This is a genomic window from Bacillus sp. EB106-08-02-XG196 (assembly GCF_013396335.1).
In the GTDB taxonomy this organism is placed as follows: Bacteria; Bacillota; Bacilli; order Bacillales; family Cytobacillaceae; genus Neobacillus.
On record NZ_JABWSY010000027.1, the window covers coordinates 1 to 23627 of the forward strand.

At 37.4% G+C, this 23627-nt stretch carries 19 protein-coding genes and 1 tRNA gene; 19 read left to right on the forward strand and 1 reads right to left on the reverse strand.

The annotated features are described in order from the left end of the window. Positions 1–3: 3 nt before the first annotated feature. From MLOOGBEN_RS27525 to MLOOGBEN_RS27580, 12 genes are all read left to right on the forward strand, one after another. A tRNA-Ala gene (locus tag MLOOGBEN_RS27525) sits at positions 4–79 on the forward strand. A 217-nt stretch (positions 80–296) separates the two neighbouring features. After that, entirely contained in the window at positions 297–1196 is a 900-nt protein-coding gene (gene rocF / locus MLOOGBEN_RS27530) for an arginase (protein WP_179161447.1), read from the forward strand. Positions 1197–1380: 184 nt separating this feature from the next. Next, positions 1381–1944, forward strand: coding sequence for an RNA polymerase sigma factor SigW (sigW, locus tag MLOOGBEN_RS27535; protein WP_179161448.1), 564 nt, complete (start codon positions 1381–1383; stop codon positions 1942–1944). Between the two features lie 16 nt (positions 1945–1960). Next, the gene (locus tag MLOOGBEN_RS27540) at positions 1961–2584 is read left to right on the forward strand and encodes an anti-sigma factor family protein (protein WP_179161449.1); all 624 of its coding nucleotides are present in this window, start codon (positions 1961–1963) and stop codon (positions 2582–2584) included. Positions 2585–2716: 132 nt separating this feature from the next. After that, entirely contained in the window at positions 2717–3550 is an 834-nt protein-coding gene (gene cdaA / locus MLOOGBEN_RS27545; protein ID WP_179161450.1) for a diadenylate cyclase CdaA, read from the forward strand. Continuing rightward, the gene (locus tag MLOOGBEN_RS27550; protein ID WP_179161451.1) at positions 3543–4772 is read left to right on the forward strand and encodes a CdaR family protein; all 1230 of its coding nucleotides are present in this window, start codon (positions 3543–3545) and stop codon (positions 4770–4772) included. Before cdaA ends, MLOOGBEN_RS27550 begins: the two co-directional genes overlap by 8 nt. Positions 4773–4810: 38 nt before the next feature. Continuing rightward, the gene (gene glmM / locus MLOOGBEN_RS27555; protein WP_179161452.1) at positions 4811–6160 is read left to right on the forward strand and encodes a phosphoglucosamine mutase; all 1350 of its coding nucleotides are present in this window, start codon (positions 4811–4813) and stop codon (positions 6158–6160) included. Between the two features lie 455 nt (positions 6161–6615). Continuing rightward, positions 6616–8418 carry a glutamine--fructose-6-phosphate transaminase (isomerizing) gene (glmS, locus tag MLOOGBEN_RS27560; protein ID WP_179161453.1) on the forward strand — a complete coding sequence of 601 codons (1803 nt, stop codon included), beginning with the start codon at positions 6616–6618 and terminating at the stop codon, positions 8416–8418. A gap of 238 nt (positions 8419–8656) precedes the next feature. Beyond that, positions 8657–10075: a PTS mannitol transporter subunit IIBC gene (locus tag MLOOGBEN_RS27565; RefSeq protein ID WP_179161454.1), complete on the forward strand. Its 1419-nt coding sequence runs from the start codon at positions 8657–8659 to the stop codon at positions 10073–10075. Positions 10076–10279: 204 nt separating this feature from the next. Further along, positions 10280–12403 carry a BglG family transcription antiterminator gene (locus MLOOGBEN_RS27570; RefSeq protein WP_179161455.1) on the forward strand — a complete coding sequence of 708 codons (2124 nt, stop codon included), beginning with the start codon at positions 10280–10282 and terminating at the stop codon, positions 12401–12403. A gap of 1 nt (position 12404) precedes the next feature. Continuing rightward, a complete protein-coding gene (locus MLOOGBEN_RS27575) occupies positions 12405–12842 on the forward strand; it encodes a PTS mannitol transporter subunit IIA (protein ID WP_179161456.1) in 438 nt (145 codons plus the stop codon). Position 12843: 1 nt separating this feature from the next. After that, positions 12844–14001 (forward strand): mannitol-1-phosphate 5-dehydrogenase, encoded by a 1158-nt coding sequence (locus MLOOGBEN_RS27580; RefSeq protein ID WP_179161457.1) that lies wholly within the window; start codon positions 12844–12846, stop codon positions 13999–14001. Between the two features lie 139 nt (positions 14002–14140). On the opposite strand, the gene MLOOGBEN_RS27585 is transcribed toward MLOOGBEN_RS27580, so the two are convergent. Continuing rightward, entirely contained in the window at positions 14141–14923 is a 783-nt protein-coding gene (locus MLOOGBEN_RS27585) for a DeoR/GlpR family DNA-binding transcription regulator (RefSeq protein WP_179161458.1), read from the reverse strand. Positions 14924–15411: 488 nt separating this feature from the next. Between MLOOGBEN_RS27585 and MLOOGBEN_RS27590 the strand changes: the two genes are divergently transcribed. The 7 genes from MLOOGBEN_RS27590 to tkt all read left to right on the forward strand — a co-directional run bounded on the left by MLOOGBEN_RS27590 (position 15412) and on the right by tkt (position 23611). Next, a complete protein-coding gene (locus MLOOGBEN_RS27590; RefSeq protein ID WP_179161459.1) occupies positions 15412–16527 on the forward strand; it encodes an MDR/zinc-dependent alcohol dehydrogenase-like family protein in 1116 nt (371 codons plus the stop codon). A 264-nt stretch (positions 16528–16791) separates the two neighbouring features. Then, positions 16792–18069, forward strand: a complete 1278-nt coding sequence (locus MLOOGBEN_RS27595) for an MFS transporter (protein ID WP_179161460.1) — start codon at positions 16792–16794, stop codon at positions 18067–18069. Between the two features lie 230 nt (positions 18070–18299). Continuing rightward, positions 18300–18761 carry a ribose 5-phosphate isomerase B gene (rpiB, locus tag MLOOGBEN_RS27600; RefSeq protein ID WP_179161461.1) on the forward strand — a complete coding sequence of 154 codons (462 nt, stop codon included), beginning with the start codon at positions 18300–18302 and terminating at the stop codon, positions 18759–18761. Position 18762: 1 nt separating this feature from the next. Beyond that, positions 18763–19767, forward strand: a complete 1005-nt coding sequence (locus tag MLOOGBEN_RS27605) for a dihydroxyacetone kinase subunit DhaK (RefSeq protein ID WP_179161462.1) — start codon at positions 18763–18765, stop codon at positions 19765–19767. A 13-nt stretch (positions 19768–19780) separates the two neighbouring features. Beyond that, positions 19781–20431 carry a dihydroxyacetone kinase subunit DhaL gene (dhaL, locus tag MLOOGBEN_RS27610; protein ID WP_179161463.1) on the forward strand — a complete coding sequence of 217 codons (651 nt, stop codon included), beginning with the start codon at positions 19781–19783 and terminating at the stop codon, positions 20429–20431. A gap of 171 nt (positions 20432–20602) precedes the next feature. After that, positions 20603–21574: a class II fructose-bisphosphatase gene (gene glpX, locus MLOOGBEN_RS27615; protein WP_179161464.1), complete on the forward strand. Its 972-nt coding sequence runs from the start codon at positions 20603–20605 to the stop codon at positions 21572–21574. Between the two features lie 33 nt (positions 21575–21607). Continuing rightward, positions 21608–23611 (forward strand): transketolase, encoded by a 2004-nt coding sequence (tkt, locus tag MLOOGBEN_RS27620; RefSeq protein ID WP_179161465.1) that lies wholly within the window; start codon positions 21608–21610, stop codon positions 23609–23611. Positions 23612–23627: the final 16 nt, after the last annotated feature.

The following is a 23627-nucleotide window of genomic DNA, read 5'->3' on the forward strand; positions in this document are numbered from 1 at the left end:
TATGGGGCCTTAGCTCAGCTGGGAGAGCGCCTGCTTTGCACGCAGGAGGTCAGCGGTTCGATCCCGCTAGGCTCCACCAAGTTAATTTACCGATAGTGAAATTAACCAAAGTTTTTTGCAAGGCAAAATAACCATCACACTACATAAATAACTTCGCCTTAAATCATAATGATTTAAGGCTTTTTTGTGTTCAAACACAATCTACGGCAAACGTATATATATACATAATTTTGTCGAGTTGAGTCATTAGTATGAAAACGGTTAAAATAATAGTAATGAAGGGGTGGAGGTAAAGTATGAAAAGAAAATTATCTATTATTGGAATGCCGATGGATTTAGGTCAAATGAGACGTGGGGTTGATATGGGTCCTAGTGCTATCAGATATGCGGGAATCTACGAGAGACTTAAACCACTTTTTGAACAAATTCATGACATGGGTGATATTCCAATTGGAAGACCAGAAGTAGTGATCGATAAAGAATCAAATTTGAGGAATTTAGACCTCGTCGCTGAAAAAAGTACTCTACTAGCAGAAAAAGTGGATGAAGTTATTCAATCAGGGTCCTTTCCACTAGTTTTGGGAGGAGACCACAGCATTGCCATTGGAACATTAGCGGGTGTTTCGAAGCATTATAAGAACCTAGGGGTTATTTGGTATGATGCACATGGTGATTTAAATACGGCAGAAACCTCGCCTTCAGGAAATATACATGGTATGCCGTTAGCTGCGAGTTTGGGAATTGGTCATCACTCCTTAACAGATATCGCAGGGTATACACCAAAAGTAAAACCAGAAAACGTAGTTATCATTGGTGCTAGGGCCCTTGATGAAGGTGAAAAGATTTTAATTAAAGAAAAAGGCATTAAAGTATATACAATGCATGAGATTGATCGTCTAGGGATGGCACAAGTGATGGAGGAAACCATTACATATTTAAAAGAAAGAACAGATGGTGTTCACTTATCACTGGATTTAGACGGATTAGACCCTAATGATGCTCCGGGTGTAGGAACTCCAGTAATGGGCGGCATTAGTTATCGTGAAAGTCATTTGGCGATGGAAATGCTCGAAGAGGCACAGATTATTACCTCAGCAGAATTTGTAGAAGTCAATCCTATTTTAGATGAGAAAAACAAAACTGCTAGAGCAGCTGTCGCATTAATGGGCTCCTTGTTCGGGGAAAAATTATTATAATCATTAAGCAGCAGCTTTCCAAGAAAGCTGCTGTTATTATTTCAATAAAATAAGTCTTCTTATTATCCAAAATTAGTTAATTTTTGTTAATATAAAAAGTATGTAAGAAGATATTATTTATATTGAAACTTTTTTGCTTATGATTCGTAATATTGTATAGCCGTATTGGAGCTGAGATAAATTAATGGAAGCCCTCATCAAAAAGAGAATTAAACAAGTTATAAAAGGCGATCAGGACGCATTTGCAGAAATTGTTGAAATCTATAGTAACAGCATTTTCCAGCTGGGGTATCGAATGCTGGGAAACCGTCATGAGGCAGAGGACATTGCACAGGAAGCCTTTATACGTGCATATGTTAATATCAAATCATTTAATCAGGATTTAAAATTTTCTACTTGGTTATTTAGGATTGCAACCAACTTATGTATCGATAGAATTAGAAAGAAGAAGCCAGATTACTACCTTGATGCAGAAGTTTCTGGAACGGATGGTCTTACCATGTATTCACAGCTTTCTTCGAACTCCCCTTTACCTGAGAATGAATTGGAAAGTCTTGAACTCCAAGAAACGGTTCAAACTGAAATATTAAAGCTGCCTGAAAAATACAGGTCAGTTATTGTTCTAAAATATATGGAAGAGTTGTCACTAAATGAAATAAGTGAAATCCTTGATATGCCATTAGGCACAGTCAAAACCCGTATCCATCGTGGACGCGAGGCATTGCGACAACAATTACGTTATGTCTGATAAGAGGTGAAACACGTTGAAGTGTAATGATGAAATCGTTGACTTAATGCATGAATACTTAGATGAAGAAATTGATCCTACAAATGAGATGATTTTAAGAGAACACCTCAAAGGCTGCAAGGAATGTGAAACACTATTCAATGAATTTAAGAAGACGATCGCTGTTGTAAAAGGAACGTCAAGAATGCAGGCACCACCTGATTTTACAGCGAAAGTGATGGCCAGCCTGCCAAAGGAAAAGAAAAAGGTAGGTATGCAAAGATGGCTGAGAAATCATCCACTCATTGCTGCTGCTTCCTTATTTTTGGTTTTAATGATGGGAAGTATATTATCAACATGGAATCAAGAACGGGAATTTTCTGTTTCCAAACAGGAAAATTTAGTGGTACAAAACAATACAGTGATTGTTCCTGAAGGAGAAGTCGTTAAGGGTGATGTTATCGTTCGAAACGGAAAGTTAAAAATCGAGGGTGAAGTACAAGGCGATGTAACGGTTATAAACGGGGAAAAGTATTTAGCTTCTGCCGGACATGTAACGGGTCAAATTGAAGAGGTTAATGAAGTATTTGATTGGATTTGGTATCACCTGAAAAAGACAGCCTTTGATGTAATTGATATCTTTAATGAAACTGAAGAATAATAAAAAGAAGTCACTCACAGTGGGTGATTTCTTTTTTAATGATAAGTATTTACATGACAAATAATAGGTACAGGTTGCATTTATGGTATAATAAGTTGGTTATAAGTTAGACAAATTTACGGAGGAAAAACAATGCCGTTTTTTGAAGATTTTACAATATGGAAGTACCTAGCTAGTATTGTTGATATTCTCCTTGTTTCGTATGTCATTTATAAGTTATTAAACCTTATAAAAGGAACGAAGGCTGTACAATTATTAAAAGGAATTGTAGTGATTCTCCTGATAAGAGTTGTCAGTGAGTTTTTTGGTCTAAATACACTAAGCTGGTTAACGCAGCAAGCTATTGATTGGGGATTCTTAGCCGTAATCATCATCTTTCAGCCAGAGCTTCGAAGAGCCCTTGAGCAATTAGGAAGAGGGCGGTTTTTTTCAAGAAGCAGTGGGCCTGATGATGAGGAACAAGAGAAAATGGTGGACGCAATTATTAAAGCAGCAGATTATATGGCGAAACGCCGCATTGGCGCCTTGATTTCCATTGAGAGGGAAACAGGGATGAGTGATTACATTGAAACAGGTATCCCGCTAGATGCGAAAATATCATCTGAATTGCTCATAAATATTTTTATTCCAAATACACCACTTCATGATGGTGCTGTCATTATTCAAAAAAACAATATAGCGGCGGCTGCGTGTTATCTTCCTTTATCTGAAAGTCCTTTTATCTCAAAGGAGCTCGGTACAAGACATCGTGCCGCTCTAGGAATAAGTGAAGTGACAGACAGTTTAACCGTTGTCGTTTCAGAAGAAACCGGAAATATCTCTCTCACGAGAAACGGAGAGCTTCACCGGAACTTAACATTAGAGGGATTTAAGGAATTAATCTCTCATGATTTAATCGTTACCAGCACGAAGGTAAAACCGGCTTCTTCAGCTCGTTGGAACTGGAGGGGAAAGAGTAATGGATAAACTAATGGATAATCCCTGGTTTATTAAAATAATGGCAATATTACTGGCAGTTCTACTTTATTCTGCCGTTCCTAATTCTGCAAGCAAGACAAACGAAATTAATGTACCAGGGGAAAATACCACTGAAACCTTAGTTGATATTCCTGTAAAAGCTTATTTTGATACAGAAAACCTTGTAGTTACAGGAATCCCGGATATGGTTGATGTAACAATTGAAGGACCAATGCCCCATGTTCAGTCAGCGAAGGCTTTAAAAAACTTCGAGGTATTTGTGGATATTACCAATGCTAAAATTGGAGACCAAAAGGTAACTTTAGAAGTCAGCGGTTTATCCGAAAAATTAAAAGCAACCATCAAGCCTAGCTCCATAACCGTAGCGGTTCAAGAAAAGGTTACGAGTGAATTTACGGTGGAGGCAGAATTTGATAATGATTTGATAAAAGAGGGTTATTCTGCGGGACAACCTGCCGTTAAGCCAAATAAGGTAAAAATCACAGGTGCAAAAGATGTAGTCGATCGAATTACATATGTTAAAGCAGCACTTGAAGGCAGAGATTTACTCGAAAGTACTGTGACAAAAGAGGCACAGGTACAAGTACTTGATAAAGAACTAAATAAACTGGATGTAGTCGTTGAGCCGGAAATCGTAGAAGTTACGATTCCAATAAAGAGCAATACAAAAACCGTCCCAATAAACATCCTAGAAAAAGGTACTCCGCAAGAAGGACTCACAATTGAATCAATGGAATTAGATGTTAAGGAAGCCGTTATTTCAGGAGATGAGGATGTTTTAAAGGATACGGAAAATGTCCGTGTTGAAGTGGATGTAAGTAAAATAAGTGAAAATACAACTCTGACTTTACCGGTTATTATTTCAAACGGAATAACAAAAGTAACACCTGAAACGGTGAAGGTAACCGTGGTGGTGAACCGTGAAGCAGAGAAAACGGTCTCTGATGTCCCAATTAAGATTAGAAATTTACCGGAACAATATGAGGCTGTCATCAATGACCCAGCAAATCGAGTAGTAAATTTATTCGTCTTTGGACCAGGGACAGCAGTAACTGAGCTAGGACCAAGCAACTTCGATATATTTATTGACCTAAACGGACTTACAGAGGGCGTGCATAATGTGAACATTCAAGTGAATGGGCCGCCTAATGTAAAGTGGGAACCTGATAAATCATCTGCAAAAATTACAATAACGAGAGACAACGCATAAACATACTGCAGTAAACATGACAAGGAGCGATTTTTAAAATGGGAAAATACTTTGGTACCGATGGCGTCCGCGGCGTTGCAAATAGTGAATTGACACCTGAATTAGCATTTAAATTAGGACGTTTCGGGGGTTTTGTCTTAACAAAGGATAAGGACAGACCAAAAGTGCTAATAGGTCGTGATACCCGTGTTTCCGGACATATGCTAGAAGGGGCATTAGTAGCTGGTTTACTTTCTATTGGTGCGGAGGTAATGCGCTTAGGAGTCATTTCAACTCCTGGGGTATCCTATTTAACAAAGGCATTGGGAGCTGAAGCCGGTGTAATGATTTCCGCTTCACACAATCCGGTTGCGGACAATGGAATTAAGTTCTTTGGTCCTGATGGATTCAAGCTTTCGGATGACCAGGAACTTGAGATTGAAGAATTAATCGATATGTCAGAAGATCAATTACCTAGACCTGTTGGTCCGGACCTAGGTCAGGTCATGGATTATTTTGAAGGTGGTCAAAAGTATCTTCAATACTTAAAAAATACAGTTGATGAGGATTTCTCTGGCATCCATATTGCCTTGGATTGTGCGCATGGAGCTACTTCTTCACTCGCCACCCACCTATTCGCGGATTTAGATGCGGATATTTCTGTTATGGGTGCTTCGCCTAATGGCATCAATATTAATGCTGGTGTGGGTTCCACACATCCAGAAGCCTTAGCAGCAATGGTTAAGGAAAAGGGTGCAGATGTAGGGCTATCATTTGATGGTGATGGGGACCGTTTAATTGCTATAGATGAAAAAGGTAATATCGTCGATGGCGACCAAATAATGTTTATTTGTGGAAAGTATATGAAAGAACAGGGCCGTCTAAAACATAGCACGATTGTTTCGACTGTAATGAGTAATCTTGGATTTTACAAAGGTTTAGAAGGCTATGGAATTCAAAGTGTACCAACAGCAGTTGGAGACCGTTATGTGGTAGAAGAAATGAAGAAAAACGGGTTTAATCTAGGCGGGGAACAATCTGGTCATATTATTTTCTTAGACTACAATACGACTGGTGATGGCTTATTAACTGGATTGCAATTAGTAAATATTATGAAATCAACTCAGAAAAAATTATCTGAACTAGCGGCAGATATGAAAAAGTTTCCTCAGAAGCTTGTTAATGTACGTGTAACGGATAAACACCATGTTACAGATAATGAGAAGGTAAAAGCAGTCATTGAGCAGGTAGAAGCAGAAATGAATGGGAACGGCCGTATTCTTGTTCGTCCATCAGGCACAGAACCACTAGTCCGTGTTATGGCTGAGGCACCTACAGAAGAATTATGTGAAGCTTATGTAGACCGAATTGTTTCTGTTGTAAAAGCTGAAATGGAATTAAAAGAATAGATGATTGTATATGCATAAGGGACGATAATGAGCCCTTATGCATATTTTATTATGTAAGGGGAAAATCAACACAGCTTTCCCATTTTTATTGACGAATGGTGATTCATCAGTTAAGATTAGTTTGCTTTGTTTCTTAAAAGGCAAAACTAACTATGAAGGAGGATAGTTGATAAGAAAGTTTACGTTTAATAAAAGCGCCTGAACTAACCAGTGTGGGTTAGTTGACGAGGAGGAGGTTTATCGAATGTTCGGCGGATACCTCCCGGTTGAACGCACAACCGATTATTTCTTCTTTAAAACACCGAGGCAACTCGGTGCACAAAGAGAGGAAAATGCGCATACTAAACATAGCAATAAAAGAAAAAGGTATATACAGATACCTTTAAAAACAGAGATAAGGGGGCAAGGTGAGCCTCCAAAGCGTTCTTGCCCCCTATATCAGGGAGGAAAAGAAAATGTGTGGAATTGTTGGATATATTGGAATAAATGATACGAAAGAAATTTTATTAAAGGGCTTAGAAAAGCTCGAATATAGAGGCTACGACTCAGCTGGTATTGCTGTAATGAACGAAAATAGAGTTCATGTTTTTAAAGAAAAGGGACGTATTGCTGATTTACGTGAGATAGTAGAATTGGATGTTATGGCTAACATCGGAATTGGACATACACGCTGGGCTACACATGGTGTGCCAAGCAAAACAAATTCCCATCCACACCAAAGTGCATCTGGCCGATTCACGCTGGTTCATAATGGTGTCATTGAGAACTATGATCTTCTAAAACGTGAATATTTAGCAGATGTAACTTTTGTGAGTGAAACAGACACAGAAGTCATTGTTCAATTAGTAGAAAAATTTGTTCACGAAGGCTTGGAGACTTTAGAAGCATTTCGTAAAACACTTTCACTTTTACATGGCTCTTATGCCCTTGCTTTATTAGATGAACAAAACAGTGAGACTATTTTTGTTGCAAAAAACAAAAGTCCATTATTGGTAGGCCTTGGCTCTAATTTCAATGTGGTTGCGAGCGATGCGATGGCAATGCTTCAAGTAACAAACGAATACGTAGAGCTTATGGATAAAGAAATCGTTATCGTAATGAAGGACGAAGTAACCATCCAGAATCTTGATGGAGAAACAATTACCCGTACTTCTTACACTGCTGAATTAGATGCCAGCGACATTGAAAAGGGCACATACCCTCATTATATGTTAAAAGAGATTGATGAGCAGCCTGCAGTTATGCGTAAAATCATTCAAGCATACCAAAATGAACAAGGTAAATTAACGATTGATTCTGAAATCATCTCTGCTGTGAATGAATCTGATCGTATTTACATTGTCGCAGCAGGAACATCCTATCATGCAGGACTCGTTGGTAAGCAGTTTATTGAAAACATTGCGAAAGTACCGGTAGAGGTGCATATTGCTAGTGAATTTGTCTATAACATGCCATTACTAACCAAGAAGCCGTTGTTTATCTTCATTACACAAAGTGGTGAAACAGCAGACAGCCGTGCCGTTCTTGTAAAAGTAAAAGAAATGGGTTATCCAACGTTAACGATTACGAACGTTCCTGGTTCAACTTTATCTCGTGAAGCAGATTTTACATTATTGCTGCATGCGGGTCCTGAAATTGCAGTTGCTTCTTCAAAAGCATACACTGCACAGCTTGCTGTATTGGCGATTTTAGCGAATGTAACAGCGAAAAGCCAAAATATAAATGTCGATTTCGATCTTATACACGAGCTTGGTATTATTGCGAACGCAATGGAAGTCCTTTGTGACTCAAAAGAACTGTTCGAGCATATTTCTAGAGAATTTCTTTCTGTTACTCGTAATGCCTTCTTTATTGGACGTGGAGTAGACTATTATGTCTGCTTAGAAGGTGCATTAAAGCTAAAAGAAATCTCCTATATTCAAGCTGAAGGTTTTGCTGGCGGAGAATTAAAACACGGCACAATCGCTTTGATTGAAGAAGGAACACCAGTTATTGCACTAGCGACCCAGGAAAGTGTAAATTTAAGCATACGTGGTAATGTCAAGGAAGTGGCTGCACGTGGTGCAAACACCTGCATCATTTCGATGAAGGGTCTAAACATGGATGAAGACAGCTTTGTCATCCCGGAAGTACATGAATTACTATCACCGCTTATCTCTGTAATACCAATGCAATTAATCGCCTACTATGCTGCACTGCATCGCGATTGCGACGTTGATAAACCACGTAACCTCGCTAAATCCGTGACAGTTGAGTAAGAGGTGAAAATTTTTAACGAACATAGAATGGCCCTATCTAATTTTTATTAGATAGGGCCATTTTTTTATAATCAATACTCGATTTGCTGCCTTTCAGTCCTTTTTTGTTGAGTTGATATATATAGATGTCAACAATCACTATGACAAAATGCATTTTTGTATAAATTGATACAGGTCTGAAAACGCTTTATCATAAAGGTAGAAAGTTCAACAAATAAGTTGGAGGGGGAAAAGAAAAATGAATCAAACTGAAGTTAAAGATAAATCAGATGTAAAAGTTAAAATACAAAAGTTCGGCAGTTATTTAAGCGGAATGGTCATGCCGAATATCGGTGCCTTTATTGCATGGGGACTTATCACGGCATTATTTATTCCAACAGGCTGGTGGCCAAATGAAGATTTGGCTAAGTTAGTAGGACCAATGATTACTTTCCTGCTGCCATTATTAATTGGTTTTACCGGTGGTAGAATGGTTTATGATATCCGCGGTGGAGTTGTCGGTGCCACAGCTACAATGGGTGTCATTGTCGGAACAGATATTCCGATGTTTTTAGGAGCCATGATCATGGGTCCTATCGGTGGATACGCAATTAAGAAGTTTGATCAAATGGTTCACGGAAAGATCAAATCTGGATTTGAAATGCTTGTTAACAACTTCTCAGCCGGTATCATTGCAGGGATATTAACTATAATCGCATATAAGGTAATTGGTCCAGTTGTTGCGGGATTGAGTAATGCATTAGCTGCGGGTGTTGAAGCGATTGTTAATGCTAATCTATTGCCGCTAGCAAACATCTTAATTGAACCAGCAAAAGTGCTTTTCCTTAATAACGCAATTAATCATGGAATCTTAAGTCCATTAGGAATTGATCAAGCCGCAAGTGCTGGAAAATCAATTCTATTCTTATTAGAAACAAACCCTGGTCCAGGATTAGGGATCTTGCTTGCTTACTGGTTATTTGGTAAAGGTACAGCGAAACAAACAGCACCAGGTGCAGTGATTATCCACTTCTTAGGTGGTATTCATGAGATTTACTTCCCATACATTTTAATGAAACCGATGTTAATTCTTGCTGCAATGGCAGGGGGAGTAAGTGGAGTTTTCACATTCAATCTGTTCAATGCAGGTCTTGTAGCTGCTCCATCACCAGGAAGTATTTTTGCCCTTCTTGCAATGACTCCAAAAGGAAATTATCTTGGCGTGTTGGCAGGGGTTTTAGTAGCAACAGCTGTTTCTTTTGCAGTGGCTTCATTAATTTTGAAGACAAGTAAAGCGACAGATGAAGATTTATCTTCTGCAGCAGCAAAAATGGAAGAAATGAAAGGTAAGAAAAGTTCAGTTTCTTCTGTATTAACTACACAATCTACTGTAGATCCAGAAAACGTAAACAAAATCGTTTTCGCATGTGATGCAGGTATGGGTTCAAGTGCCATGGGTGCATCCATTTTAAGAAACAAAACACAAAAAGCTGGATTAGATGTAACGGTCATTAACACAGCGATAAACAATTTACCGGAAGATGCGGATGTTGTTATCACACATAAGGATCTAACTGACCGTGCAAAAGCAAAGCTTCCTAATGCGACACATATTTCAGTAGAAAACTTTTTAAATAGTCCCAAATATGATGAACTCATTAATAGCTTAAAGAAGTAATCCTGCCAAGAGCCTAGCTGATCATAAGTTTAGGCTCTTTTTATTTTAATTTTGTCAACAATCAAAATGACTAAAGGACCTTTTTAACTTGTTGTATTAAGGTTCAATTGTTAATAAAATAATATTGAGGGTATGATTATTTAAATTTGGCAACATCATAAGATAGTAACCGAGGAATCCAATTCCTGACACGGGGGGTGAACCATGTATATTTCTGCAAGAGAAAGGCAAGTTCTTGAAATCTTGTTAACTGAAAAAGATGAGATCACTGTGAAAGACCTCGCTGATCAAATTGGGGTAAGCGGGAGAACCGTGCACCGTGACTTGAAAAATGTAGAAGACATTCTAGTGGAATACAATCTTTCTTTACAAAAAAAATCAGGTGTCGGCGTTCAAATCACAGGAGATAAAAGTAAAATACGCGAATTAGAGCTGTTTTTATTCAATCTTTTTCATACAGAATACACCCCTGATGAACGACAGACGATTATATTATGTGAACTCCTCGAAACAAACGGACCTGTAAAACTGCTTGGCCTTGCTAACGATTTAAATGTTACGATTGCAACGGTCAGTGCAGACTTAACAAAGCTAGAAGAGAGGTTACAACATTTCGGGTTGTCGCTCATAAGAAAAAGAGGCTATGGAGTAGAAATCGAAGGTGATGAAGGTGCTAAGCGAAGAGCAATGAGTCACCTCATTTCTGAAAACCTAGATGAATCAGAAATTCTTTCCCTAGCAAGAGAAAATATCCAAAAGAGGTCCACCCAGCAAATCAACACTATTTCCGAAAGACTATTGGGACTTGTTGAAAAACAAAAGCTTTTGATCGTTGAAAAAATAGTGGATTCCATTGTACAAGAATTGCCGTTTGCGATGGCTGATAGTGCCTATATTGGCTTAGTGGTACACTTGGCATTGGCGGTAGAACGAATTCAAAAAGGCGAAGGGATTACAATCAACCAGGCCTATCTTGAGAATCAACAGGAATCGAAGGAATATAAATTTGCAGAAAAGATTGTTAGGGAATTAGAAAATGTTTTTAAAATTAACATTCCACAAGCAGAGATTGCCTATATCACTATGCACTTAAAGGGTGCGAAGCTCCGCCATGATAATGAATATCTGATTGAGGATTCTAGCTATCAGGTTGCGATTAAAGCTAGAAATTTAGTTGAATTGGTTGGAAGGCAAGTAGGGATGGATTTAACAACGAATCGTTCATTATTTGAAGGTTTGGTTATGCATTTGAAGCCTGCTGTCTACCGAATCAAAGAAAAGATGGGGATAAGTAATCCTTTGTTAGATAAAATCAAACGAGACTATACAGAGCTATTTTCAATCGTAAAACAAGCTGTGGATAAGGTGTTTCATGAGCTATATGTACCCGATGAAGAGATTGGCTATCTTGTGATGCATTTTGGTGCTGTAGTTTTAGGAAATAAGGAACTTGATAATTTTAAAACCTTGGTTATTTGCTCGAGTGGAATTGGCACATCGAAAATGCTTGTAACCAGATTAAAAAAAGAGTTTCCTGAGCTGAAACAGGTTCAAAATGTTTCTGTAATGGAATTTAAGAAAATGAAAACAACGGATTATCAATTAATAATTTCTACGATTCCGATACCTGATTATCATTTGGAATATATCCTGGTAAGCCCTATCTTAAACAAAGATGAGATTGAGGGAATCCGCTCTTTTATAAATGAACAAATCATTGTGAACGGGTCAGAGGAAAAACTCTCCATGGCGTTAAATAAAAGCAATACGAAGAAAAATGCAAAGAAGCTTATTGAAGAAATGGATCATATTCAAGAATATGCTCAAACCATTTCTCTCATACTCAAAGGGTTTGACGTATCCGATGTTTCAGACATGCTAACAACGGAAGAAATATTAAATAAAGCTTGTCGAAAGCTATTTGAAAAGGAAAAGATTAATAATATAGAATCGGTGATGGAAGCGATCAACGAAAGGGAAAAACTTGGAGGTTTGGGTATTCCGGGGACAGAAATGGCTCTGTTCCATACACGTTCATCCCATATACTAAAGCCAAGCTTTTCCATTTATGTCACGCAAGAACCTATTGAGGTTACCGGCATGGATCAGATGAAAATGGAAATGAAATATTTAGTTTTACTATTATCACCGGAAAGTGCTTCAGAATGTGTATTAGAAGTATTAAGTTACCTTAGCACATTGTTAATTGAGAATGATGAGAGTATTTCTGTGTTTCAGTCACATGACAAGGGTAAAATAGGGGCATTACTTACAGCTAGATTGGATCAGTTTTTTAATGAAAAATTAAATGAAATTAGGAGTGTATAATATGTCAAAATCAATTTTATCAAAAGAAAATATTTTATTAAATGCTGCCGTTGGAACGAAAGAAGAAGCCATTCGATTAGCAGGAAGCATCCTAGTAGAAAAGGGATATGTGGATGTAAACTATATCGATAAAATGTTAGAAAGAGAACAACTCACTTCAACCTATATGGGTAATTTTGTAGCTATCCCTCATGGTACTGAGGATTCAAAGTCGTTTGTTAAAGATTCAGGAATTTCATTTGTGCAAGTTCCTGAAGGGGTAGACTTTGGCGGCGGAAATACCGTTAAACTTCTGGTTGGAATCGCTGGAAAAGATAATGAACATCTAGACATTCTATCTAAGATTGCGATTGTCCTCTCAGAAGAAGAAAATATTGAAACACTTGTAAAAGCAAAGTCAGCAGATGAGATTATGGCAATTTTTGAAGGAGTGAATTAATTTGTTAGCTGTTCACTTTGGGGCAGGGAATATCGGTCGTGGATTTATTGGGAATTTATTATTTCATTCGGGATATGAAACTTGCTTTGTCGATGTAAACCGCGAAATCGTAGATTTACTCAATGAGAAAAAAGAGTATCGAGTTGTCCTTGCTGAACCTTCTCAGGAGGAAGTTTTGGTTGGAAACGTAAGAGCGATAAATAGTGCGCTAAATCCTGAAAAAGTCATTGCGGCTATTGCTGAAGCGGACTTAGTTACTACTGCTATTGGTCCAAACATCCTCCCGCTGATTGCGAATTTAATTGCAGATGGATTGCGGAAACGAGTTTCCGTGTCAGATAAACCACTAAACATTATCGCCTGCGAAAATATGATTGGCGGCAGTACGCTATTAAAAGAAAAGGTTTTTGAAAAATTAACGGCAGAGGAAAAAGCACAATTTGAAGGACGCTTTGGATTTCCTGACTCTGCTGTGGACCGGATTGTTCCAAATCAAGTCAATGAAGATAAGCTCATGGTAAAAGTTGAACCCTTTTACGAATGGGTTGTCGAAGAACCTAAAATGGTTGGCGAGCGCCCGGTGATTAATGGAATTACCTACGTTGAAGAGTTAGTGCCGTATATTGAGAGAAAACTATTTACGGTTAATACCGGCCATGCGCTGGCTGCCTATTTTGGCTATTATTTTGGAGTGGAAACCATTAATAGCGCAATGGAGAATAAGCAAATAAGCGAGTTGGTTGAAGGGGCAATAAAGGAGAGCGGCGAGTTTTTAGTTGGGAAATACGGCTTTGACCAAGAGGAACATGGGAAATATATTCAAAAGATTCTTCAACGTTTCTCTAACTCCTATATTGTTGATGAAGTAACGAGAGTTGCTCGTTCACCGATCCGTAAGCTAGGCTCAAACGATCGTCTGGTTAGTCCTGCCAGACAATATTCAGAAGTCGTTGGAAAAGAACCGGTTTATCTGCTAAAGGGAATTGCTGCTGCACTGATGTACGATTTCCAAGGGGATGAGGAAGCGGTTAAAGTCCAGCAAACGATTAATGGGCAAGGATTAGAGGCTGCTATTCAGACATTTACGCAGCTTGTGCCAGAATCACCGTTGTTCAAAGGAATCATCGAGCAGTATCAACAATTAAAAAAACAAAAATAATATAATCAATGGTGAAGTAGTCTGGAATTTGCAACAATATTTCCGAAAAGAACCTATAAAGAAAACTCGCCATATTTCACGGCGAGTTTTTGTGTTTTATTAACCAAAGGAAATGCTAAAAAATGTGTCACTTTTTATTCTAATCTGTAGAAACGGTTATTACTTTAATGTTGTGATCTTTTATTTTTTTCATATCCATATCAGAAATGTTTTTATCTATTATTATGGTATCAATTTGATGAATGGATGAAAAAGAAGCAATAGAACTTTTGTTCAACTTAGAATGATCGAGTAATGCAACTACTTTTTCGGAAGCCTTAACCATAGCCTTTTTTAATTCTACTTCATAAACACTGAAGTCAGTTAATCCAGAATCTAGAGAAAAACCATTTGCAGATGTAAACATAATATCTATATGGATTTGATTCAAAATAGCTACCCCCAAACTACCCTCAAGAGAGTGGGAACCTCTTTTTACAATACCACCTAGTAAGATAACGGTTATATCTGGATGTTCATTCAGCTCTAATGCGGTCTTAATACCACTTGTAACGACAGTTAACCTAATATTCATATCCGCTAATATACGAGCAAGCTCTAGAGCCGTTGAACTCGCATCGAGCATAATACATTGTCCATCAGAAATTAATTCAACAGCTTGTTTGGCAATGGCAGTTTTTTCGTTTTTGTTTTTTCTTTCTCTTGAAGAAAAGCTGTTGTCACTATCCGTTTGATCAGAAAGCATGGCTCCTCCATGAGTTCGTAAAAGTAAACCGTCTTCTTCTAATTTTGTAAGATCTGATCTAAGTGTTGCCTCAGAGACGTGAATCTCTGAGGAAAGATCTTTAATCGTAACCCTTTGTCGTTCATTTAATATATCCATAATACGGTTTCTTCTCTCTGCTGCAAACATCTTTCCCATCAAATCACCCTATATGTTAGTTTAATTAAGAAAATTTTATTGTAAAAGTTAAGGATAAGTGAAAAAAATTTTTTAATTACTTTTATAATAACATTACATCATTAATTAGTTCTAATGTAAATTGCAAAATTTCAAAAGTAAATGAAAATAAAATATAAAAAAGAATGAAAATAATATTGACGAAACGATAGTTATAATAATACAATAGGTTCTATAAATAACATTTTCGAAAGTAAATGATAGTAAATGAAAGCAAAATCATTTCATTCAAAAGAACATGAAAATAATAGTAACCTGACAATATTTTTATTTAATAGTCTCACCTTCTAAATGGAAAGACCAATGCGTCTAAGAATGTAAGCGATTTAATGGTTGTTTCGATTTAGTTGGAAGTAAAAAAAGATACAATAATCTTTAATTTTACTTATAATTGAAACTATGATTCTTTTGAATGGAACAGACTTTCTACTTTAAAGGAGAGATAAGAAATGGGTTCAAACACACTAACTAAGCAAGACTTTACGAATTTGGTAATTCCAAAAACAATGAAAGCAGTTGTAGCTTATACACCAGGAGACTATCGTTTAGAAGAAGTACCTGTTCCAGAGATCGCTGAAGGAGAAATGCTAGTAAAAGTTGAAGCATGTGGGATTTGCGCAGGAGATTTGAAAGCGTTTGAAGGAGCTCCAAGTTTCTGGGGAGATGAAAAGCAACCTGCTTACATTAAAGCGCCAATGATTCCTGGCCATGAGTTTATCGGACATGTTGTTGCTTTAGGTGAAGGTGTTGAAGGTTATGAAATCGGAGATCGTGTTATCTCTGAACAAATCGTCCCTTGTTGGAAATGTCGGTTCTGTAACCGTGGTCAATATTGGATGTGTGAAAAGCACGATCTTTACGGATTCCAAAACAATGTAAACGGTGCAATGGCTGAGTACATGAAATTTACTAAAGAAGCAATTAATTATAAAGTTCCGGAAGATTTACCAATTGAAAAAGCAATTTTAATTGAACCATATGCATGTTCTTTCCATGCTGTTCAACGTGCAAAAATTCAACTTGGCGATATTGTTGTTCTAGCGGGTGCAGGAACTTTAGGTCTTGGCATGATCGGTGCTATTAAGAAGTCAGGACCAGGAAAATTAATCGTATTAGATCTATTTGAAGATCGTTTAGAAATGGCAAAAAAATTCGGAGCTGATATGGTTATTAATCCAGCAAAAGAGGATGCAATCTCAATTATTAAAGAGCTTACAGATGGTTATGGTTGTGACATTTATATAGAAGCAACTGGGGCGCAAAAATCTGTTGAACAGGGCTTAACAATGATTCGTAAGCTTGGCACATTTGTTGAGTTTAGTGTATTTAAAGATCCAGTAACAGTTGACTGGAGTATTATTAGTGACCGTAAAGAACTTGATGTATTAGGATCTCATTTAGGACCATACTGCTATGAGCATGTCATTAAGGGAATTGCAAATGGTGATCTTCCAACTGAGGGTGTTGTAACACACACGTTACCTTTAGAGGAATTTGAAAAAGGCTTCCAATTAGTTAAAAATGGTGCTAAATCATTAAAGGTAGTTCTTGATCCAAATTTATAAGAAAGATAAAGTTTCACTCAGGAAAATAAATTTCCTAGGTTAGGGGGCGGATACTAAGTCCCCTACTATTTTAGCACTTGAATAAAGGGATTGATAAAAAGACAAAGTAAGCGCTTAATCTTTCTGTAATGATAAATCCAGCCAGATTTACCTAATGTGAGAAATTGAGATTATCACTAGAAAGCAATTGACATCTTATTATGCAGTGCGGGGATAACAATGAGATTATTCTTCTGGAGAACTCAGGAAAAAGGGGGAGAAATAATGAATAAGGGTGGTATTTTAGGTAAATTGGGCATGGATTCCAAGATGGCCCTTGGATATCTAGGGGTGTTAATTTTTATGATGGGGGATGGTCTCGAGTTAGGATGGATGTCTTCTTATTTAACAGATAACGGATTGACTGTACAACAGTCTGCGTTATTATTTAGTGTTTACGGTTTTGCAGTTGCAATTGCTGCATGGTTATCAGGGGTACTTGCAGAAATTTTAGGACCTAGAAAAGCAATGATGATCGGTGTTTCGATGTTTGTTTTAGGAACGGTTGTCTTTTTAACCATTGGAATTCCAACGATGAATTTAGCGGTAATGATTCCAACCTATTCTCTCAGAGGACTTGGCTATCCACTTTTTGCCTATTCATTCTTAGTTTGGATTACATACTATGCACCAAGTGAAAAACTTGGAACAGCTGTTGGATGGTTTTGGGTTGCATTTGCGGGTGGCTTGAATGTATTAGGTGCGTATTACTCAAGTTTTGCACTCCCGATTTTAGGAGAAATGAAAACCCTTTGGAGTGCACTGATTTTCGTTGCATTAGGTGCAACAATTGCAATTCTTTTAAATAAAGAAGATAAGAGCAACAATAATAAGAAATTTGAAACAAAGGCAGAGGCACTGAAATACCTAGCAAAAGGAATTACTATTGCTTTTGAAAAACCAAAAGTAGGTTTAGGTGGAATTGTTAGAACAATCAATACAGCAGGCGCATATGGCTTCGTTGTTTTTCTTCCTGCTTATATGATGGAAATTGGATTTACTAGAACAGAATGGCTACAAATTTATGGTGCACTTTGGTCAAGTAATGTTATTTTTAATCTAATTTGGGGGATTGTTGGAGATAAATTAGGTTGGCGTAATACGATTATGTGGTTTGGTGGAATTGGATGCGCTATTTTTACAGCAGGTCTTTATTATGTACCTTTCGCATTGGGGCCAAATTATATGGCGACAACCATCATTGCAATTTGTTTTGGAGCTTGCTTAGCAGCGTATGTACCACTTTCTGCATTAATTCCATCATTGGCTCCAGAAAACAAAGGTGCTGCAATGTCTATCCTTAATCTTGGTGCAGGCTTAAGTCAATTTATTGGACCTGTTATTGTTGGTACTTTCATTGCAAGTGTTGGTACAGTTGGTATCATCTGGATTTTCACAGGATTATATCTATTTAGTTCGTTCTTAATGATCTTTGTAAATTTACCTAAGTCTGAAAAAGAAAAGCACTCTACTGATATAGTAGACCTTAAAGCGGCACAATAAATTTAATTCGTTTTATTGAAAATTAATATGAAAATAAATAAGGACGTCTAAATACAGACGTTCTTATTATTTACAATAAATTAGTATGTTTAACCTAAATTGAAATAAAACAAAAGTAAATGAAAACAAATAAAAAATATTATTGACTTTTATGTGTAAAAGTGAAAAAATAAAATTATAAAAAATAATAAACAGCTATAGAAAATGAATGATAGTGAGGGAGAGAAAAAATGAAAATTGGATTAGGTTGCGATCACAACGCGTTTGAAATGAAAGAAGCTTTGAGAGAATATATGAAAGAATTAGGTCATGAAGTTTATGATTATGGTTGTAAAGCATGTGTTGAAGTTGATTATCCAGAAGTAGCATTTGAAGTAGCGGTCGATATAAATGATAATAAGATAGACCGAGGAATATTAGTATGTGGTACTGGTATTGGTGTTGCTATTGCAGCTGGAAAAGTACCTGGAATTCGTGCAGCATTATGTCATGATACGTATTCAGCTGAAAGAGCCCAAAAAAGCAATAACGCTCAAGTATTGACTATGGGGGCTAAGGTCATCGGAATTGAAACTGCTAAACAAGTTGTTAAAGCGTATTTAGAGTCAGAATTCCCAGGCGGAAATTCAGCAAGAAAAGTTCAACAAATCATGGATAAAGAACAAGAGTTTTTGAAAGGAGCTAGGGTTTAATATGAAAAAACTAATTAATAATCCAACGCATGTTGTAGATGAAATGATAGAAGGTTATGTGAAGGCGTTTCCAAAGCATGTAAAACTATTACCTGAAAATAAACGTTCAATTGTTACAGCAAAAGAAACAATTGAAAACAAGGTTGGAGTACTTATCGGTGGAGGATCTGGCCATGAACCAGCATTTATGGGTTATGTTGGAGATGGGATGGCAGACGGAGTTGCTGTAGGAAATATCTTTGCTTCACCTCCACCAGATCCGATTTTAGAAGTAACAAAAGAAATTGATAAAGGTGCAGGAGTTGTTTACATATACGGTAACTATGCTGGTGATGTTATGAATTTCGGTATGGCTGCTGAGCTAGCAGATTTAGAATATGGTATCAATGTTGGATTAGTTCTTGTTACGGATGATGTGGCATCTGCACCAAAAGAAGAAAAGGAAAAGCGCAGAGGAATCGCAGGAGAGTTTTTTGTAACAAAAGCTGCTGGTGCTGCAGCAGATAATGGATACAGTTTAGAAGATGTGGTACGTGTTGCTAAAAAAGCAAACGACTACACTCGATCAATGGGAGTTGGCTTAACCCCATGTTCTTTACCGCAGACAGGAAAGCCTAGCTTTGAACTTGAGGATAATGAAATGGAAATCGGTCTTGGTCACCATGGTGAACCAGGAATTGAAAAAGGTCAGCTCCAACCAGCTGATGCTGTAGCAGATCGTTTAGTACAATCTATATTAGCTGATATGCCAGTTGATAATGGTGAAAGAGTTGCCGTACTTGTAAACGGTTTAGGATCTACGACGCAAATGGAACTATATATTATGTTTAGAAAAGTGGAACAAATCCTTAGTGAAAAAGGGATTGAAATCCATAGATCATATGTTGGAAGCTATAGTACATCTTTAGAAATGGGCGGATGCTCAGTTACAATCATAAAATTAGATGATGAATTAAGTGAATTTATCGATCATCCAGCTGATTGCCCCATGTACGCTCAACGATAAGGAGGAAAATAAAATGAAATTTGCAGCAGCAGACCTTAAAGTTTTCTTAAAAAATGTAGTAAATGTAATGGAAGATAATAAAGAATATTTATCAGAGCTAGACCGAAAACTTGGTGACGGTGACCATGGTGTGACAATGTCAATCGGATGGCAAGCAATTAATGAAAAATTAAATGAAGAGCTAGTAACAGAAGATGATTGTGGGAAAATTTGTATTACTGCAGGTCGTACATTTTTAAGTGCGGTAGGATCTTCAGTTGGACCGTTATATGCAACTGGCTTCCTAAGAGGAGCAAAAGTATTCCAAAATAAAACAGAATTAACTGGTGAAGACTTAAAGGAATTCTGGGTTGCTTTTATTGAAGGAATTAAGGAGCGTGGAGGAGCAGAAGTAGGTGATAAAACGATGATTGATACACTTTACCCTGCTTTGAAAACGTTAAAGTCTACTTTTGAAAGTTCTAATGATTTCGTTGCTTCATTTACTGAGACGGCTGCTTCAGCGAAAGAAGGTATGGAATCTACAAAAGATTTACTATCAAAACGTGGACGATCAAGTCGATTAGGTGAAAGATCAATAGGAAATCAGGATCCAGGTGCAACATCAGCGTACTTAATTCTTGAAACATTTTTAACAACCGTTAAATCAGTTCAAACTGTTTAATTCCAAATATGGGTAGGATTTAGGTCGAAGTCCACCTGTCTTATAAAATTTAAGATGGGTGAACTTTTGGGGAAATGAAATGTTATTTAATGAATACAATGTATGTTTATTGTTATAATTGTATATTTATTCATTTTTATGGTAGATCATACAATTTAGGAGGGGAAAAATATGTGCCCTAAATCAAATATTAACAGTAAAGATTATGTCCAAGTATTAGCAATGGATTTCTTAGCTGTAACTCAACAAGCAGCGATTGCATCACAACCATGGGTTGGAAAAGGGAATAAACTAGAAGCAGATGGAGCGGGAACTGAAGCGATGCGCACTAGATTAAACTCCATTGATATGAGTGGAGTAATTGTGATCGGTGAAGGTGAAATGGATGAGGCGCCTATGCTATATATTGGGGAAGAGTTAGGTACATGTAATGGCCCTAGCGTTGATATTGCAGTTGACCCGGTTGAAGGAACAAATTTAATGGCAAAAGGACAGGATAACTCAATAGCTGTCATCGCAGTTGCAAGTCGTGGAAGTTTATTGCATGCCCCTGATATGTATATGAAAAAAATTGCTGTAGGACCGAAAGCTAAGGGTGCAATCGACTTAAAACTTTCATTAACAGAGAATATGATTAATGTAGCAAAAGCTATCGGGAAAGATGTAAGTGATTTAACGGTTATGATTCAAGATCGTGAACGTCATGAAGATCTGATAACACAGGTATTTAATTTAGGTGCTAGAGTCAAGTTATTCTCTGATGGTGATGTAACGGGAGCTATTGCAACATCAATAGAAGAAATGGATGTTGATATATTAGTAGGAACAGGTGGGGCTCCGGAGGGAGTAATAGCAGCAACTGCTTTGAAATGTTTAGGTGGAGACTTTCAGGCACAACTCGTTCCGCGTGATGAAGATGAATTTAATCGGTGTGTGAAAATGGGAATCTCTAATCCTAATAAAATATTTACAATAGATGAAATTGTTAAAACAGATGAATGCATTTTTGTCGCAACTGGTATTACTGACGGTAGCCTATTAAAGGGTGTAAGGAAAAAAGAAGATGGCGTTATGTTAACTCATTCATTTATTGCGATTGGTGGAAAAAATAATATTTATCAATTTATTGAATCCCGAAATTAAATACTTAACAAGATAAAATTAGGAGGAATTAGCATGATCAAACAAAAAGTAAATGTTGATCAGTTATCCATTCAGACAATCCGAACATTATCAATAGATGCAATTGAAAACGTGAATTCTGGACACCCTGGAATGCCAATGGGAGCTGCCCCAATGGCTTATGCACTCTGGACCAAGTTTATGAATTATAACCCTAGTAATCCAAATTGGTTTAACCGCGATCGCTTTGTGTTATCAGCGGGTCACGGCTCCATGCTGCTATATAGCTTACTACACTTGACCGGTTTTAATGTTACATTAGATGACTTGAAAAACTTTCGTCAATGGGGTAGCAAGACACCTGGACATCCTGAATTTGGTCATACACCAGGGATCGACGCAACAACTGGACCATTAGGACAAGGAATTGCAATGGCCGTTGGTATGGCAATGGCTGAAAGACACTTAGCAGCAACTTATAACTGTGATGGCTTAGACGTTATTGATCATTATACATATAGCATTTGTGGAGATGGAGACTTAATGGAAGGTGTCTCTGCTGAAGCGGCTTCATTAGCAGGGCATCTTAAGCTTGGGAAATTGGTTGTTATGTATGATTCAAATGATATTTCACTTGATGGCGATCTTAATATGTCATTTAGTGAGAGTGTTGAAGATCGATTTAAAGCTTATAACTGGCAAGTAATTCGTGTCGAGGATGGCAATGATTTAGAAGCAATTTCTCAAGCAATTTCAGAAGCAAAAGAAAATACACATCAACCTACCTTAATTGAAGTGAAAACAGTCATTGGTTATGGTTCTCCAAATAAAGGAGGAAAATCTGCTTCACATGGTTCACCACTTGGGAAAGATGAAATTCAACTTGTGAAAGAACATTATAACTGGAACTATGAAGAAGATTTTTATATACCAGAAGAAGTAAAGTCGTATTTTGCTGAACTTAAAGAAGCTGCAGAACAAAAAGAACAATTATGGAATGAACTATTCACTATATACCAAAGTTCATATCCATTACTTGCTAATGAGTTAATAACAGCGATTAATGGTGAGCTGCCAAATGGATGGGATGCAGATGTTACGGCGTATCGTGTAGGGGAAGATAAACTTGCAACTCGTGCATCTAGTGGTGAAGTTCTGAACGCACTTTCAAAAAATATTCCTCAATTATTCGGTGGGTCAGCTGATTTAGCTTCATCGAATAAAACCTTATTAAAGCGAGAAATAGATTTTAGCAGTACAGATTATAGTGGTCGAAACATCTGGTTTGGTGTACGTGAATTTGCGATGGGAGCAGCTGTTAACGGCATGGCCTTACATGGCGGTGTGAAAGTCTTTGGAGCAACATTCTTTGTTTTCTCAGATTATTTACGTCCAGCAATTCGACTTTCTGCAATAATGAAGCTGCCAGTTACTTATGTGTTTACACATGATAGCATAGCAGTTGGTGAGGATGGACCGACACATGAACCAATCGAGCAGCTAGCATCATTACGTGCAATGCCAGGTCTATCAACAATTCGCCCAGCGGATTCAAATGAGACAGCAGCTGCATGGAAGCTCGCATTAGAAAGCCAAAGTGAACCAACCGCTCTTGTTTTGTCGCGTCAAGACCTACCAACACTTGTTGATTCAGACAAAGCATATGAAGGTGTTAATAAAGGAGCATATGTCATTTCCGAAGCAAAAGGGGAGATCTCTGGTTTATTATTAGCTTCTGGTTCTGAAGTTCCATTGGCAGTAGAAGCGCAAAAGGCTTTAGAAGTTGAGGGGATTTTGGTTTCAGTTGTTAGCATGCCGAGCTGGGATCGTTTTGAAAAGCAATCACATGCATATAAAGAAAGTGTTATTCCTAAAAATGTAAAAGCACGTCTTGGAATTGAAATGGGTTCATCTATAGGATGGTGTAAATATGTTGGAGATCACGGATCTGTTCTAGCTATTGATCAATTTGGGGCTTCAGCACCTGGAGATAGGATTATGAAAGAATATGGTTTTACGGTTGAAAATGTTGTTTCTCAATTTAAAAATCTTATTTAATATAAAGAAGAAAATT